16 protein-coding genes are annotated in these 15,266 nt (G+C 72.3%); 3 read left to right on the forward strand and 13 right to left on the reverse strand.

Annotated elements, in window-relative coordinates:
• Positions 1-122 precede the first annotated feature (122 nt).
• The 4 genes from HN013_RS07775 to HN013_RS07790 all read right to left on the reverse strand — a co-directional run bounded on the left by HN013_RS07775 (position 123) and on the right by HN013_RS07790 (position 3,201).
• On the reverse strand, positions 123-1,742 hold the full coding sequence (locus tag HN013_RS07775) for an MFS transporter (protein ID WP_171164467.1): 1,620 nt from the start codon (positions 1,740-1,742) through the stop codon (positions 123-125).
• A gap of 68 nt (positions 1,743-1,810) precedes the next feature.
• On the reverse strand, positions 1,811-2,284 hold the full coding sequence (locus HN013_RS07780) for a MarR family winged helix-turn-helix transcriptional regulator (protein ID WP_171164469.1): 474 nt from the start codon (positions 2,282-2,284) through the stop codon (positions 1,811-1,813).
• Between the two features lie 73 nt (positions 2,285-2,357).
• The gene (locus HN013_RS07785; RefSeq protein WP_171164471.1) at positions 2,358-2,639 is read right to left on the reverse strand and encodes an SCO5918 family protein; all 282 of its coding nucleotides are present in this window, start codon (positions 2,637-2,639) and stop codon (positions 2,358-2,360) included.
• Positions 2,640-2,997: 358 nt separating this feature from the next.
• Positions 2,998-3,201 carry a cold-shock protein gene (locus HN013_RS07790; protein ID WP_171164473.1) on the reverse strand — a complete coding sequence of 68 codons (204 nt, stop codon included), beginning with the start codon at positions 3,199-3,201 and terminating at the stop codon, positions 2,998-3,000.
• 619 nt (positions 3,202-3,820) lie between these two features.
• On the opposite strand from HN013_RS07790, the gene HN013_RS07795 reads away from it, so the two are divergent.
• The gene (locus HN013_RS07795) at positions 3,821-4,168 is read left to right on the forward strand and encodes a MerR family transcriptional regulator (protein WP_171164475.1); all 348 of its coding nucleotides are present in this window, start codon (positions 3,821-3,823) and stop codon (positions 4,166-4,168) included.
• Positions 4,169-4,196: 28 nt separating this feature from the next.
• On the opposite strand, the gene aac(3) is transcribed toward HN013_RS07795, so the two are convergent.
• Together aac(3) and HN013_RS07805 are read right to left on the reverse strand one after the other, a co-directional pair.
• Complete coding sequence (gene aac(3), locus HN013_RS07800) at positions 4,197-5,057, reverse strand: aminoglycoside 3-N-acetyltransferase (protein ID WP_171164477.1); 861 nt, start codon at positions 5,055-5,057, stop codon at positions 4,197-4,199.
• Positions 5,058-5,152: 95 nt separating this feature from the next.
• Positions 5,153-5,674: a DUF4232 domain-containing protein gene (locus tag HN013_RS07805; RefSeq protein ID WP_249374832.1), complete on the reverse strand. Its 522-nt coding sequence runs from the start codon at positions 5,672-5,674 to the stop codon at positions 5,153-5,155.
• 411 nt (positions 5,675-6,085) lie between these two features.
• Here HN013_RS07805 and HN013_RS33625 point away from each other — a divergent pair, with 411 nt between their 5' ends.
• Positions 6,086-7,654: a transcriptional regulator gene (locus HN013_RS33625; RefSeq protein ID WP_171164481.1), complete on the forward strand. Its 1,569-nt coding sequence runs from the start codon at positions 6,086-6,088 to the stop codon at positions 7,652-7,654.
• Positions 7,655-7,684: 30 nt separating this feature from the next.
• Here HN013_RS33625 and HN013_RS07815 read toward each other — a convergent pair whose 3' ends face one another.
• The 6 genes from HN013_RS07815 to HN013_RS07840 form a co-directional block, all read right to left on the reverse strand.
• Positions 7,685-8,404, reverse strand: coding sequence for a nucleotidyl transferase AbiEii/AbiGii toxin family protein (locus HN013_RS07815; RefSeq protein WP_171164483.1), 720 nt, complete (start codon positions 8,402-8,404; stop codon positions 7,685-7,687).
• A 129-nt stretch (positions 8,405-8,533) separates the two neighbouring features.
• A complete protein-coding gene (locus tag HN013_RS07820) occupies positions 8,534-9,304 on the reverse strand; it encodes an SDR family NAD(P)-dependent oxidoreductase (RefSeq protein ID WP_171164485.1) in 771 nt (256 codons plus the stop codon).
• Positions 9,301-10,776: an MFS transporter gene (locus HN013_RS07825; protein ID WP_171164487.1), complete on the reverse strand. Its 1,476-nt coding sequence runs from the start codon at positions 10,774-10,776 to the stop codon at positions 9,301-9,303. The genes HN013_RS07820 and HN013_RS07825 overlap by 4 nt, the downstream gene beginning before the upstream one ends.
• Before the next feature lie 153 nt (positions 10,777-10,929).
• Positions 10,930-11,328: a rodlin gene (locus HN013_RS07830; RefSeq protein WP_171164489.1), complete on the reverse strand. Its 399-nt coding sequence runs from the start codon at positions 11,326-11,328 to the stop codon at positions 10,930-10,932.
• Positions 11,329-11,545: 217 nt separating this feature from the next.
• Positions 11,546-11,941, reverse strand: a complete 396-nt coding sequence (locus tag HN013_RS07835; protein ID WP_171164491.1) for a rodlin — start codon at positions 11,939-11,941, stop codon at positions 11,546-11,548.
• Positions 11,942-12,226: 285 nt separating this feature from the next.
• Entirely contained in the window at positions 12,227-12,427 is a 201-nt protein-coding gene (locus HN013_RS07840) for an acyl-CoA carboxylase subunit epsilon (RefSeq protein ID WP_171164493.1), read from the reverse strand.
• 642 nt (positions 12,428-13,069) lie between these two features.
• Between HN013_RS07840 and HN013_RS07845 the strand changes: the two genes are divergently transcribed.
• Complete coding sequence (locus HN013_RS07845) at positions 13,070-13,651, forward strand: TetR/AcrR family transcriptional regulator (RefSeq protein WP_171164495.1); 582 nt, start codon at positions 13,070-13,072, stop codon at positions 13,649-13,651.
• 99 nt (positions 13,652-13,750) lie between these two features.
• On the opposite strand, the gene HN013_RS07850 is transcribed toward HN013_RS07845, so the two are convergent.
• On the reverse strand, positions 13,751-14,455 hold the full coding sequence (locus HN013_RS07850; protein ID WP_171164497.1) for a ScbR family autoregulator-binding transcription factor: 705 nt from the start codon (positions 14,453-14,455) through the stop codon (positions 13,751-13,753).
• Positions 14,456-15,266: the final 811 nt, after the last annotated feature.

Raw genomic sequence — 15,266 nt, forward strand, 5'->3', positions numbered from 1 at the left:
TCTACGTCGGGTTCATCGCCGGCTGGCGGGCACTCTGGCGGATCGCCACCCTCCGCACCGGCTGGGTCAAGACGGAGCGCACCGAGGAGAGTCCGGTCACCTCGACCGGCCGCACCCCCGTCTCAGTGCCGGTCCCGGCTCCCCGCCGGCCGCCGTACGCCGGCCGCCGCGAGGGCGGCGCCGAGCACGCAGAGGACGCCGGTGACGAGCGCGGCGGTGTGGACACCGTTGACGAACGCCTGGCCGCTGCCCTCGGTGACGGCCGAACGCAGCCGGGCGGGCATGCCGTCGTCGACGGGCGACATCCCCATGGCCACCGCGTCCTTGGCGCGGGACAGCCCGTCGGCCACGGTCGCGGGGACCCCGGCCGACGTGAGCTCCCCGGGCAGCGTCGCGCCGACCCGTCCGCTGATCAGTGAGACGAGGACCGATGTGCCCAGGGCGCCGCCGATCTGCAGTGCGGTGGCCTGGAGCCCGCCCGCCACCCCGGCGTCCCCGACGGGAGCGTTGCCGACGATCGCGTCGGAGGAGGCCGCCATGACCATGCCCACGCCGAGGCCGAGGGCGACGAACGGCGGCCACAGGGCGGCGTACGAGGAGTGGACGCCCCAGCCGAGCATCCCGAAGGAGGCGGCGGCCTGCAGGGCCATGCCGAGCGGCATGGACAGCCGGGCGCCGAACCGCTCGGTGAGCTTGGCGCCCAGCGGGGAGGCGACGACTGAGGCGAGGCTCAGCGGCAGGGTGCGCACGCCGGCCTGGACAGGGGTGAAGCCACGGACGTTCTGCAGGTAGAGCATGACGAAGAAGATCACGCCGAGCAGAACGAAGAAGTTGAGGGCGGTGATGACCGTGCCGATGGCCAGCGCCGGGTTGCGGAACAGCCGCATCGGCAGCAACGGGTGTGCCACGCGCGTCTCGTACCGGGCGAACACCAGCAGGATCACCAGCCCCGCACCGATGGCACCCAGCGTGCCGCCCGACGTCCAGCCCCACGCCTCGCCCTTGACCACACCGAAGACGACGACGAGCAGTCCGAGCGCCAGGAGCACGACGCCGGCGAGGTCGAAGCGCTCACGGGCGGCGGCGGTGTTCCTGCTCCGCGGCAGGACCAGGGCGCTGAAGACGAGGGCCAGGACGCCGATGGGGGCGTTGACGTAGAAGACGGATTCCCAGTTCACGTGCTCGACGAGCAGTCCGCCGACGATCGGGCCGAGCGCGGTGGACACCGACGAGACCATGGCCCAGACGCCGACCGCCATGCCGAACTTCCTCGGCGGGAAGGCGGCGCGCAGCAGCCCGAGCGTGTTGGGCATCAACAGGGCGCCGAAGAAGCCCTGGACGGCGCGGAAGGCGATGACGCCCTCGATGGAACCGGCCAGGCCGATGGCCACGGAGGCGAGGGTGAAGCCCGCGACGCCGACCAGGTAGAAGGTCCGCCGGCCGAAGCGGTCACCCAGCTTGCCGCCGAGGATCAGCGCGGCGGCGAGCGCCAGGAGGTAGGAGTTGGTGACCCATTGGAGGTCGGCGGTGGACGCGTGGAGGTCCCGGCCGATCTCCGGGTTGGCGATGGAGACGACGGAACCGTCGAGACCGACCATGAACAGGCCGAAGGCCACGGCGATCAGGGTCAGCCAGGGGTTCGCCCGGCGGCCGGACGGCGACTCGGGCGGTGTCCCGGACGGGGAGCGCTCCGGCGGGGAGTGCGCGGGCAGGGACGAGTGGTCCACGGTGGTGGAGGACATGGAAGTGGCTTGCCTTCGGGTGCGGGGGTGGGCGGCTCCGGACGCGTGTCGGGCCCACCGGGCCGCCGTCAGCCGGCGGCGGGGTGGACCCGGTGCGTCACCGCGTTCAGAGCGCCCAGCGCGGACCCGAGGGCGTCGAGGTCCCCGTCGGAGAGGACGCGCAGCGCCTCGGTGAGGTAGCCGTTCATCAGGTCCCCGACCAGGTCGAGCCGGTGCCGGGCCTCGGCCGTCAGGTGCAGGTGTGCCACACGGCGGTCCGCCGGGTCGCCCCTGCGTTCCAGCAGCCCCTGGTCCGCCAGTTGGGAGACCGAGGCACTCACGTTGTTCGGCTTCATCAGCAGCGCCTCGGCGGCCGCGCGCACGGTGATGCCGTCGCGCTCCCCCACCAGGCGCAGCAGCGCCCGCTGCCCCTCGGGCAGCTTGGGGTGCGGGAAGTCCTGGGCGAGGCGGCGGTCGAGCGCCCGGTGCAGCGCGGGCAGGACGGTCGCGAGCCCGGAGGCGAGGCGACGGAGGTCCTGTGCGGACGCGCTGGAGGCGGGCATACCGCGAATATAGGTATGGCTTCATACCTAAGTCAAGGCGTGCCCTCGCTCGGACCGGAGGCGCCTCGGGGGCTCAGAGCTCCATGCCGGGCCACGCGCTGGTCTCCAGCGCACCGGCCGCCGGCCGGTTGACACATGTGAAACCGAGCTTCGTCAGCGCCCTGGTCACCTCGCCCGCCGTGAAGTCCCGCCGGTCCTGCTTCGTGATCACTTCGCCGACCTGCTTGACGGGGTACGTGCGGTCATCGATGAGCACGCAGGGACCGACGGCCTCCTCCGGCTGGATGCCGGCCATCATTCTCTGCACCTCGCTCTTGATGAAGTCGAAGGGGAAGTTGGCGATGACGCATCGCATGGTGCCTCGGCAGGGTTGAAGGGAGGACCGTCACTACGTACGAGGAATCCTCGACGCCACCGGACCGACGCCACCGGACCGCGGGAAGAAATCGCAAGAACGGATGGAATAACGCCGGGCGGACCGACCGCCGCGGGAGTTCCGGCGCACCCGCACAGAACTTCCGATGAATTCCCACTAAAAATCCGACGGATATTCGATGGGTGGTCTTTCCGGGGAAGGCGACCGGGGCGACGACGCCCCCGGAACCCGCCCTGGCGGACCGGAGCCGACAGGTCACCCACCGCGACCGGGGGCGGAAACACGAACGCCGGGCCCCGTACTCAAGGTGCGGGACCCGGCGTTCACGGGTTCAGCTTCAGGCGGGAACGATGTTCTCCGCCTGCGGGCCCTTCTGGCCCTGGGTGACGTCGAAGGAGACCTTCTGGCCCTCCTGCAGCTCACGGAAGCCCGTGGCGGAGATGTTCGAGTAGTGGGCGAACACGTCAGCGCCGCCACCGTCCTGCTCGATGAAGCCGAAGCCCTTTTCCGCGTTGAACCACTTCACGATACCGGTAGCCATAATTTTTTCTCCCTCTGGGGAATGCCTTGGACCCGCACTGCGCGAGCCTCGCGTCGCCGCGATGATTGCCCCGCCCGGAGAGACCCGGTAACGCAAAGCGCCTCACCGGCCGAAAGCCGGGGAAGCACTCGAAGGTTTTGGGAACCACAACTGCAACTGGTAATAACCGTAGCACGACTCATCGAGCCCCGCCTAGAGAATTCTCCCTGCGGTCGAGTTCCCGGAAAAACCATGGCCGACGCTTCCGCTCTTTCTGTTGTCGCGGGATGAGATATGCGTTTCGCAGTCCTTCCCGCGCGCCTTCCGCCGGGGACCCGTCCCCCCTCGCCGAGCGCGGGAGCGCGGCCCCTCGCCCGGCGAAAGCTATGGTGGCCGCGATAGACATGCCTCCCGGCCCGCCGATAAGGTCCGCGCGTGGCGCGAAGCCGCCCGCCAGGGCGGACCGCCGAGAAGACGGCAGCCGAAGGCCCGTCCGCCGGAGGACCGGCCGGCGGCGGGACCGCGCGGCGCGTCCGCGATCCTGGGACCCGGCGCGCCGGGCGGACAGGCGAAGACCGACCCGTGGGGCCCGGGCACGCACAGGCCCGGCGCCCCTCCGATGCCCGGACGAAGGGTGTGCATGGCTCCGGAGGCCCGCTCGAACGCCGCCGACAACCTCGACGACGACGACTACCCCGCCTACACCATGGGGCGTGCCGCGGAGATGATCGGTACCACCCCCGCCTTCCTGCGCGCCCTCGGCGAGGCGCGGCTCATCACACCGCTGAGATCGGGCGGCGGCCACCGCCGCTACTCCCGCTACCAGCTGCGTATCGCCGCCCGCGCCCGCGAGCTCGTCGACCAGGGGACCCCGATCGAGGCCGCCTGCCGCATCATCATCCTGGAGGACCAGCTGGAGGAGGCCCTGCGGCTCAACGAGGAGCTGCGCCGGGGCGAGGGCCGGCCGGAAAGGCCCGGCGGTCGCTGACGGAACCCCTCGGGGCCATCGGACCGGCTCATGCCCGCCGGCCGTCCCCGCCCAGCTTCTCCTCCATCCACCGGACCCCGAAGCGGACGACGTCAGGCGCCTCGAAGAGGTGACATTCGGCGGCTCCGACGGTCCCCCGGACACCGAGGCCGGCGGCGAGCATCTCACGGGCGATGACCTCGAACGGCTCCCCCTCCGGCACCACGGAGGTGTAGTCGAAGGCCCCCTCCTCCGAGTCGATGTCCCGGAAGCGCCGCCAAGTGCGCACGCCGTCCACGAGGACGGGCTGCTCGTACGTGACGAACCGCTTGCCGGGCGCCTCCGCCAGGGCCTCCGCGTGGTGCAGGAGGGTGATGGAGTCCAGCGGCGCGCCCAGCAGCAGGACGCGACCGCCCGCCTCGGTGAGCCGGGCCAGCGGGGACCTGGGGCCGTGGGGGTGGTCCCAGGGCTGATCCGCGACCAGGCTCTCCGCCGCCGCGCCGACGGCCACGAAACTGGCGTCGGGATGCCGGCTGCGCACGGCCCCGGGCCAGTGGCGCAGGGCCTCCGGGAGGCGGCCGTTGTTGTGGTCGGCCTCGCTCAGCAGCGGGTCGTAGGCCGGACACTCGGCCCGGATCGCCGCCACCCACTCCTCGGGCCAGGACGTGAACTCGTACGGAGGAGCGTCGTTCCAGCCGCAGGACGCCATCAGCGTCCCGCTCGCGCCCACGGCCTCCGTCAGCGCCTCGATGACCGTCCGGCTGCCGCCCGGTACGTAACCGAGCGCGGAGAGGCTGGTGTGGAACATGACGGTGTCGCCCTTGGCGAGGCCGAGCGCCCGCAGTTCCCGGACCAGCCGGCTCCGTGTGACCGGGCCGTCGGAGCGTTTGAGCAGTGCTGTCTCGTCCATGGCGGCACGCTAGCCCTGTCCGGACGGCGGCCACACCGGATTTTTCCGACAAGGTGGGTTCCTCCGGGGGGAGTTGGCCGCCTGACCGGTCCGCGTCACCAGGAGATGGCGTCGTTCGGGTCCGCCTGCCAGTACGTGACGAAGGCCGAGTCGTCGATCCAGGTGCCCTTGGGGAGCGTGACCTTCGCGGACGTGCCGGCCGGGCCGGAACCGTTGTCGAGGAAGACGGTGAGGGTACGGGCCGTCCGGCCGTTGTCGCCGCTGCTGTCGGCGGCGGAGAGGCCGATGCCCGCGTACGCGGACTCGCCCGGCGCGAGGGTGACCACCGACTGCGGCTTGCTGTCCTCGACCACGCCGGTCACGGAGTGGGCCTCGTCGAAGCGGAGGTACGGGTGGGAGTAGGCGTAGCAGGCGGTCCTGCCGGTGTTGGTGAGGGTGAGCAGCTGGTGGTTGACGGGCCGGCTCACGTTCTGCACGGTCACCTTCGTCGTGGCCGTGGAGCACGCGGCGGCCTGCGCCGCGGTGGACGCTCCGCCCGCCCGCTCGGCGGCCTGGCCCTGACCGGCCGTCATGGCGAGGGCGGCCACGGCGAGAGCGGCGGAAGCGGCTGGGCGCATGATGCGCATGGTGAACTCCTCAGTGGTGTGCGCGATACCGATCCAGAGGATCGGGTGAGTACGTGTGGCACCGCCGGACGCGCTTCCGCGCGTCGTCCGATGCCGGCTCAGAGGTGGTGCAGGAGCGCCACGACCGTCGCCACGGAAGCGGCGAGCACCCCCAGAGCCACGGTGTCGACGACGTCGAGGCGGGTCCTCGCGTCACGGAACCTGGTCCGCACGGCAGCTCCTGTCCCCGGTCACCGCCCGGCTGTTGCCCGCCGGGCCGTGCTCTGTGGTCCCAGCCTGGGGCGTGGCGTGATCCGGCGGCAAGGCGTGTCGCGTCCTTGGGGAAGCCGGAACGCCTGCATATAGTCCGACCTGGGGAAATGCCGCGCCCTGGAACGCGGATCTGGGACGGGAAGTGCCGGTATGGCCGAGGAAATCGACATATTCGCAGCTCAGCTCAGCGAACTGAAGGAGCGGTCGGGACACAGCTACGGAGTCCTGGCCAAGCGGCTCCACATGAGCACGTCCACGCTGCACCGGTACTGCAACGGCGCCGCCGTACCCACCGAGTACGCCCCGGTCGAACGTTTCGGCCGGCTGTGCGGCGCGCGGCCGGAGGAACTCGTCGAGCTGCACCGCCGGTGGATCGTCGCCGACGACGCCCGGCGGCGCAAGGCGCAGCCGACGCGCCCGGCGGGCGCGGACGGTGACGTGGCGTCGGCCGCCGAGGACGCGGAGACCGGCGAGTCGGCGCGGCCCGGGAGCGCGGCGGGACCGGTCGTTCACGACGCGCCCTCCGACGCCGGTACATCCGGCACATCCGGCACGGCCAACACATCCGACACGTCCGAAGCCGTCATATCCGGGGAGCACCGGTCGGCCACTCCAGAACCGACGGCTCCAGAGACGGAGACCACCCCGGAATCAGCCACTCCGGAAGCAGTCACTCCCGACCCCTCACATTCGGCCCCCGGCCCCCACTCCCGCCCCCGCCGCCCCCGGCTCCGGCTCCGCCGCCGCCGTTCGCTCATCGCCGCCGCCGTCGTGGCCGTCGCCGTCCCGGCCGCCGTCGTCGGCAGTCAGGCCGCCACCTCGTCCCGCCCCGACCGCACGGGCGTCACCGCAGCCCAGTCGCGAGCGGCCGGCGAACAGGGGAGGCCGGCCACCGGCGCCCGGTCCGGCCCGGGCTCCCGTCCGTCGCCCCTCTCCACGCCGGAGTCCCCGGGCGCGTCCGGAACCGCCACTCCGAGCGCCCGTCCTTCCCCGTCCTCCCCCTCCACACCTCCGGCCCGCGTACCGGCTCCCCCCGCGGGCACGTCCGCCCCTCCGGGAAAGCGGGCCGGCGGCACGGACACCACCGCCGTCCCCCTGGCCCTCACCGTCCGCCCGTACACCTTCATCGACGAGTGCGACCAGACGTTCCTCTCGGGCCGGAAGCCCGCCGAGGTGCCCCGGCCCCCGGTCGAACAGGACGCGCGGAGCTGGGCGAACGCGCTGCGGGCGGTGCCGGGCGGGCCGATGCGCATGCAGGTGACCGTCCAGGGCAAGGAGCGGCAGGCCGTCGTCCTGCAGGCGCTGCACGTCCGCGTGGTCGGCCGGGCGGCGCCGCTCGACTGGTCGGCGTACGTGATGGCGGACGGCTGCGGCAGCGGGGTCTCCCCGGCCTTCCTCGACATCGACCTGGACCGGGACCGTCCCGCGGCCCGTCCCGTGGCAGGACAGCAGGGGGACATCACGATCCCGGCGACGGACTTCCCCTACAAGGCGTCCGCCACCGACCCCCAGGTCCTCGACATCGTCGCCCGGACCAGCGCCCACGACGTGAAGTGGTACCTGGAGCTGGAGTGGAGCAGCGGCGACCGGCACGGGATGCTGCGGATCGACGACGGGGGGCAGCCGTTCCGGACCAGCTCCATCAAGCAGCGGCCGCAGTACCTGTACCGGGCGGACACCAAGGTCTGGGAGGAAGTCGAGGACTACGCGCGGAGATAGCACCTCCGCGGGTCAGCAGTTGACTGCCCGTCAGTCCCCCGGCCCGGTGTCGTCCTCGTACGGCGCCTCCTCCGCGAGCCGCTCACCGATGTCGTCCGCCCACAGCTGCGCCCAGCGCCGGACCGCGGCCGTGGCCGCCTCGTCCAGTCCGCAGGCGGCGAAGTCGGCCTCGCCGAGCCAGTCCGTACCCTCCAGCCGCGCCTTGAGGTCGGCGGGGTCGAAGGTCTCCGGGGCGTGCCGGCGGCCGAGTTCCTCCAGTTCGGCGCGGGACCAGCGGTCCGCGGCGGCGTGGACGTCGATGAGGTCGCGGGCCAGGCCGCGGTCGGCCAGCGCCCTGACCTTGGTCCCGACGAGGTCCTCGACCGCGAGGACGAGCCCGTGCCCGGTCCTGACCGGCGGGCGCCACAGCGTCTCCTTGGCGATGGTGACCTCGCAGTCGTCGCCGGTCATGGGGTCACCGGCGGTGAACCGCGCGGCGAGCGGCTCCGTCACCGCGTCCCGCACCCGCCAGCCCCGCGCCTCCAGCCCGGCCCGCACCCCGGCCATGACCTCGGCCATCGGCGCCTGCGCGTCGGTGGCGAGGTCGAGGTCCCGGCTCGCCCGGTCCACCAGGCCGTGGAGCTGTACGGCGTGGCCGCCGGCCAGGACGAGCGGGTACCCGGCGCCCACGTCGGACAGGTCGGCGAGCAGCCGTCGCTGCGTCCCGGAGAGGCGGGCGGCTTCCGCCCGGGAGGACGGCGTGAGCGGCATGCCTGTCATTATCCGGCCGGGCGGCCGGGGCCGCGAGTGCTCCCCGGGCACGGCCGGGGGAAGGCGGTGGGCGGGTACGGAGAACGCGGCCGTGCGCCGTCGCCCCCCGTCCGCCACCGGTTCGTGGCCCTACGCCGTCGCTCCCCCGTCCACCACCAGGTCGTGGCCGACCACGAAGCTCGCGTCGTCCGACGCCAGCCACGCCACCGCGTCGGCGATCTCCCGGGTCTGCGCGACCCGCCCGATCGGCACCACGGACCGCACCCGGGCGTCACGGTCCTCGACCGTCTCGCCGGGCCGGAAGGACATCGGCGTGTCCGTACCGCCCGGGCTCACCGCGTTGATCCGCACCCCCTCGCCTATGTACTCGCGGGCGGCGGTCCGGGTGAGGACCGACACCGCGCCCTTGGACGCGGCGTAGGCGCCGAGGCCCGGGCGGCGGCTGTGGAAGCCGATGTTGGAGGCGGAGTTGACGATGACGCCGCCGCCGTTGGCGCGCATGTGCTCGATCTCGTACTTCATCGACAGCCAGATTCCGGTGGTGTTGACCGCGAGGACGGCCGACCACACGTCCTCGTCCAGCTCGGCGACGGGACCGGGCTTGCCGAAGATCCCGGCGTTGTTGAAGGCGATGTGCAGGCCGCCGTGGCGCTCCACGATCGTGGCCACCATGGCCGCGACGTCGGCGGAGCGGGTGACGTCCGCGACGACGGAGGAGCCCTTGCCGCCCTCGGCCTCGATCAGCGCGACGGTCTCCTCCAGGTCGGTGAGGTCGGGCCCCGCGACGACCACGGTGGCGCCGCCGCGGGCGAAGGTCAGCGCGGCCTGCCGGCCGATGTTCCTCCCCCCGCCGGTCACGAGGGCCACCTTGCCGGCGAAACGAGCGGTCGTGTCGGTCATGAGGAGAACTCCTTGGGTTGCGGGTGGGAGGGGGTCGTGGTGGTCGCCGACGGGTCGGCGGTACCGCGCCGGAGGGCGTACGCGACGAGTGCCGCGCCGACCGCGAACGCCGCGGCGGCCGCGGTCAGCGCGAAGGCGAAGCCCCCGGACACGGCCTCGGCCGCGCCGGTGCCGCCGTCGCGCAGGCCGGAGGTGCGGGAGGACGCCAGGGAGACCATGACGGCCAGGCCGACCGTCGGCCCGACCTCCATGGCCGTGTTGACGACTCCGCCGGCGAGCCCGGCGCGGTCGTCGTCCACGTCGTCCAGGGCGGCGACCGTCGCCCCGGAGAAGACACAGGCGACACCGGCGGCGAAGAGCACCAGGCCGGCCAGGGTGGTCCCGGCGTACGCGGAGTGCGCGTCGAGCAGGCCGAGCAGCAGCAGCCCGGCCGCGCAGAGCAGGAGCCCGCCGGCCGTGACCGTGCGGGCGCCCAGGCGCCGGACGGCCCTCGCGGTGAGCAGGCCGGCCGCGAACTGCACGGCACCGAAGGGCAGGAAGGCCGCCGAGGTCAGCAACGGCGAGGCGTCGCGCACCTCTTGGAAGTACAGGGAGAGGAAGAAGAAGACCGTGGACATCCCGGCCGAACCGATGAGGATCGCCCCCAGCGCCGCGGCACGGCGGCGGGGCACCAGGAACCCCAGGGGCATCAGCGGTTCGGTGACCCGCAGTTCGGTCACGGCGAAGGCCACGAGCAGGAGGACGCCTCCGGCCACGGGCGCCCATACCGACGGCGCGGACCACGGCCGTTCGCCGGCCTCGACCAGGCCGTAGCTGAGCACCGACAGCCCCGCCGTCACCAGGACGGCCCCCGGCACGTCCAGCCGGACGCGGACCGGTGCCGGGCCGGTGGGCAGCAGCCGGGGCGCGGCGAGGACGACGATCAGGGAGACGGCGGCGGGGGCCAGGAACGTCCACCGCCAGGACGCCCACGTCGTCACGGCGCCGGAGAGCAGCATGCCCGCCGTCGCCCCGAAGCCGCCCAGCCCGCCCCAGATCGCCAGGGCCCGGGCGCGCCGGGCCCCGTCCGGGTGGAGGGAGCGGACCAGGGTCATGGCCGAGGGTGCGGCCAGGGCCGCACCGGCGCCCTGGGCGAACCGGGTCGTCAGGAGGGTGCCGAAGTCGGGCGCGAACCCCGAGGCCGCGGAGGCGGCACCGAAGACGGCGACGCCGACGACCAGCAGCCGCCGGCGGCCGTACAGGTCGGCCAGCCGGCCGCCGAGCAGCAGCAGTCCGCTGAAGGACAGCCCGTAGGCGGCGCTGACCAGCGTCAGTCCGGCCCCGGAGAGGTCCAGGTCGCGCTGGATCGCCGGCAGGGCCGGGGAGAGCATCGTGATGGCGAGGATCAGGACCACCTGCACGGCACCCAGCAGGGCGAACCCGGGGGCGGTGGCACGGGGCGGACCGGCGGCACGTGCTGTGGCGGGGGTCATGCGAGAACTGTCGGGCGGACGGCCGCCGGGCTTCCAGCCGGGCCGGGATAGTCCGTCAGATGGCTCCGGAGCGCACGCGGACGGCTCCGGAGCGCACGGAGCCGCCCCCGGGACGGCCCCGGAGGCGGCTCGTTTCCTGTGGCCGGCGGGCCGTCAGCGCCCGTTCTCGGTGCCGTTGCCCGACAGAATCGGAATGTCGTCGAGAATGTGCGACAGCGCGTCGTCGCCGTCGTTGATCGTCGAGTTCTCGGTGCACATCTGCTGCTGCTGCGAGGACAGGATCGGAATGTCCTGAAGGCCGATGTTCACCAGGCCGAGGACGGACTGGAGGCCCAGCTTTCCGATGGCGATGCACGGCTTGTTGAACGAACCGTTGATGAGACCCATCTGGGGGCTCATATAACCGCCGGTGTAGGTGTTCCCGTACATCTGGACTGCCTGATTGCCGTTGGCGACGTCCTGGCTGTCGTGCCCGGATGCCAGCGCGGGGCCGACGGATCCGCCGACTGCGGACGCCGTAAGCGCCGCCGTGGCCACTACCTTCTTGATCACGATGGTTCCTTCGCTCTGGTCGGATTACGAGCGCTACTTGCCTAACTCGGCACCGTGGGGGAAGTTATCGAGCTTCATTCATTCGGTCCAGGGCCGGTGATTTTTATGCCGGGGACCGTTCCGCGTCCGGACCGGGAATTCCGTCCGGGAAAACGAGATCCCCCTGCCGCGGGGCCCGCACACCCACCGCAGGGGGATTCCCGTGCTCGCTTCGGGATCAGTCGTTGGCCGAACCGTTGCCCGAGATGATCGGGATGTCGTCGAGCAGGTGCGACAGCTGGTCGTCGCCGTCGTTGATCGTCGAGTTGTCGGTGCACTGCTGCTGCTGCTGCGACGTGAGGATCGGCACGTCCTGGACGCCGATGTTGATGAGGGCCAGGACGGACTGGATGCCCAGCTTGCCGATCGCGATGCACGGCTTGTTCAGCGTGCCCTGGATCAGGCTCATCTGCGGGCTTTCCTTGCCCCCGGTCTTGGTGTTGCCGTAACCGGTCTTCGCGCCGTTCGCGTTGGCGACGTCCTGCGAGTCGTGACCCAGGGCCATCGCGGGGCCGCTGACGGCGCCGACCGTGGAGACCGTCATGGCGGTCGTGGCGAGTACCTTCTTGAGCACGTCTATAGCCTTTCGATCGTGTAGCGCCCCCACTGAGAAAGCGTTCTGAATAACTTCGCCCCGGAGGAGAGGTTCCGGGCTTTCACTCATTCGAGCCAGTGCGTACGCGGCGTCGGATGGGTAGGGAGCGGCGGTTCGGTGGTACGACAAAAGACTGGTCTCCATGGAAATTCACCAAGCGCGCACGTATTTCCGGGGTGATTTTCATGGCGGCGTGCGGGGGCGCGTCACGGACGGAAATACGGTTTTCCGGGAAATGCGGCCGGTGCCCGGCGCGGCCGGTGCTCAGCCCTGCCAGCTGGTGGGGGCTCTGAAGCCCGTCGGACGCCAGCGGGCGGGGGTGCACGACAGCCCGTACTCGGAGACCTCCGGGCCGGGCCCGGCGTCGCAGCCCGTGGCGGCGCAGGCGAGGAGCACGGTGGTCACGGCGGCGAGTTCCTCCTCGCCCGCCACGCCCTTCTCGACCCTCACGAACATGTCGGTCATAGCCGTTCCACTCTCTCGGCGCGCCGGACGCCCGTGCGGCGGCGCCGCGGCGGTCCGGCCCTTCCACCGTGCTCCGGACGGCTGCCGGGAGGAACCCTGATACCTCCGAACGGGTGACGGCCGGTGCGACGAGAGGTTCGCGCATCCGGATGAACCGTTCCGCCCGGGGGTGGCGGCGGCGGGGGCGGCAGGGGCGGCCGGGCCGTCGGTCCGCCCGGCGGAGTCGGGTGGCGCCGGGGACCGCGACGGCCGGCGGAGCGCTGCCGCCGGGGGCGGCGGAGGGGACGTCATCTCCGCTGCGTGCCGGGTGACTTGGCGGCTCCGACACCCGTCCGCCCGGGCCGGGCGGGCGCCGCGGCGTGCCGCGGCCTCCCCTCCGGCCCTCCCCGCGGGCCGGTGCTTCCGCCGTCCGCGGCACCGGACCGGACGGGGACCGTCCGCACCCGTGGGGGCCGCGCCTCCGGGGCATCCGTGGAGCAGCGCGAGCGCGCGGGAAGGGCCCGGGGCCGGTGGTTTTCTGGGCCATGATCTCTCTCCCGGAGGCGGCGGTTCCGGCCGGTGACGGCGTGCGGGCCGGGCCGTGGGGAGACGCTCCGACGACGGCACGACGGGCACAGCGGAACGAAGGAGAGCAGGGACCACATGGGCAGTACCCCCCACACGCGCAGGAGCGACACCCGTGAGCGCATCCAGCGGACCGCGCTCGATCTCTTCGTCACCCGGGGCTATGAGAAAACCTCTCTGCGGGAGATCGCCGAGCAGCTCGGGGTCACCAAGGCGGCGCTGTACTACCACTTCAAGACGAAGGAGGACATCCTCGTCGCCATCTCCGACCAGGTCGGAGGGCCCGTCGACGAACTGATCGCGTGGGGCGAGAGCAGGCCGCCCACGCTGGAGACCAAGCGCGAACTGCTGTGCCGCTACAGCGAGAAGCTGCGGGAGGCGGTGCCGGTCTTCCGCATCCTCCAGGAGAACCAGGCGTCGCTGCGGGGGCTCGACATCGGCGCCCGGCTCAGGGACCGGGTCACCCGGCTCTCCCGGCTGATCCACACGGGCGCCGACGACCTGGGCACGCGGGTGCGCTGTTCCAGCGCCCTGCTCACCGTCCACTTCGGGGCCCTGGCCCTGGACGAGCTGGCGGGCGACCCGGAGGACAAGCGCCTCGCGGCGCTGTCCGTGGCCCTGGAGATCCTGGACACCACGGCCGCCGGCGCCACGGCCTGACCGCGGCCGCGCCCCGTACGGCCTGTTGGTGGCACAGGCCGTACGGGGTGCGGGGGATCCCCGGGCGGGTGCCCGGGGATCCGGGAAGCCGGGCCCGGTTCAGCCGACCCCGACGGGGGCAGGGGTCGGTGACGGCCCGGCGGTCTCCTGCGCCTCGCGCAGCTGCTCGGCCTCGGCGAGGGCCCGGGCGCCGCGGCCGGGGGCCATGTCGAGGCGGGCCAGCACGGAGGGCACGGCGACGCTCGGCATCACGTGCTCGTACAGCGAGATCGCCCGGCGCTCCAGATCGGCGCGGCCGGTGACGACCTGGGACATGGTGTTGATGCCGGCGTACGCGCCGACGATCAGTTCCGCGGTGTCGGACGGCACCACGTGCGGCAGCACCTCGCCGCGTTCCTTGCCCAGGGTGAGGACGCGCGCGTGCACCTGGGTCCAGCCGTGGAACGGGCCGCTGCGGTTCAGGGCGGTGGAGCCCTGGTCCAGGGTCAGCCGGACGCTGCCGCGCAGCAGCGGGTCGGTCCGCAGCCGGTGGGCGAAGACCAGTCCCATGTCGACGAGTTGCTGCATCTTGGACGTCATGGGCAGCTCGAAGTCCTGCGGCGCGTCGGTCAACTGGGCGTCGATCACCGCCAGGGCGAGCTCTTCCTTGGAGGCGAAGTGGAAGTAGAGCGCGCCCTTGGTCACTTCGGCCCGGGCCAGGATCTCGGTGATGGTCGCCGCGTCGTAACCCCGTTCGTCGAACACCGCCGCGGCCGCTTCCAGGATGGTCCTGCGCGTCCGTATCGCGCGGTCCTGCTTTGCCACGGTCTGCCTCCGAATCGATAGCCCGACCCCACGGTGCCGTCGGCGGCGGGCGGCGCGCGCGGCCGTATCGCCCAACACCCCTACGCACGTCCCGAATCAAACCGACGCGTACGTATCCTAGCCGTCCCGTTCACGCGGGCGGCGGGGGGCACCGACGTCGTCCGGAGGGGGTCCGCGGCCTGCGGGGGCCACCGTCCGGGACGGGCCGGCGCCTCGTCGGACGAGCCTACGCAGCGGAGGCGCCCCCGCGGAGGACGGCGAACCGGCCATGTACGGCGCCCCGTCGCAGGTGCGGGCCCTCTCGGGAACCGTGGGGAGGGAGGCCTCCGGAGGGACCTCCGGCACCGGCGGGGCGATGACTTCCGCCCGGCCGGAAGTCGCCTGTCGGAGGAGGGGAGAAGAGACTCCGTCAGCAAACCGGGCGGTACGTATATTTGCCTGACGGGCAGGGTCGGACGCGGGGCACACGGGGGCGACGGGACGGGCCGTCCGGATCCGGGCCCGGACATGACGGGACGCGGCCGCTCGGGGGCCGGTCGGCAGCCGCGTCGTGTCGTACCCGTCACCGCACCGCGACGGTGCGGGAGAGAGCCGGAGAAGAGGGGTCGGACGCCCGGGTCGAGGTCCGTGTCGGGCCTCAATCGGCAGTAGGGCCGGGCTGATCAGGGCTGAATGTTGCCGATCATGTAGCAAACGATCGCGATCACAATGAGGGCCAGAACGACAACGGTCTTTCTTTCCTTGCGCGTCATGGATTCCATCACGCCTCCCAGACAACCATCCGGTGATTCGGACCGCCCTGATCAGGAAA

Origin of the sequence: Streptomyces sp. I05A-00742 (genome assembly GCF_013055795.1) — a bacterium.
Taxonomy (GTDB): Bacteria; Actinomycetota; Actinomycetes; order Streptomycetales; family Streptomycetaceae; genus Streptomyces.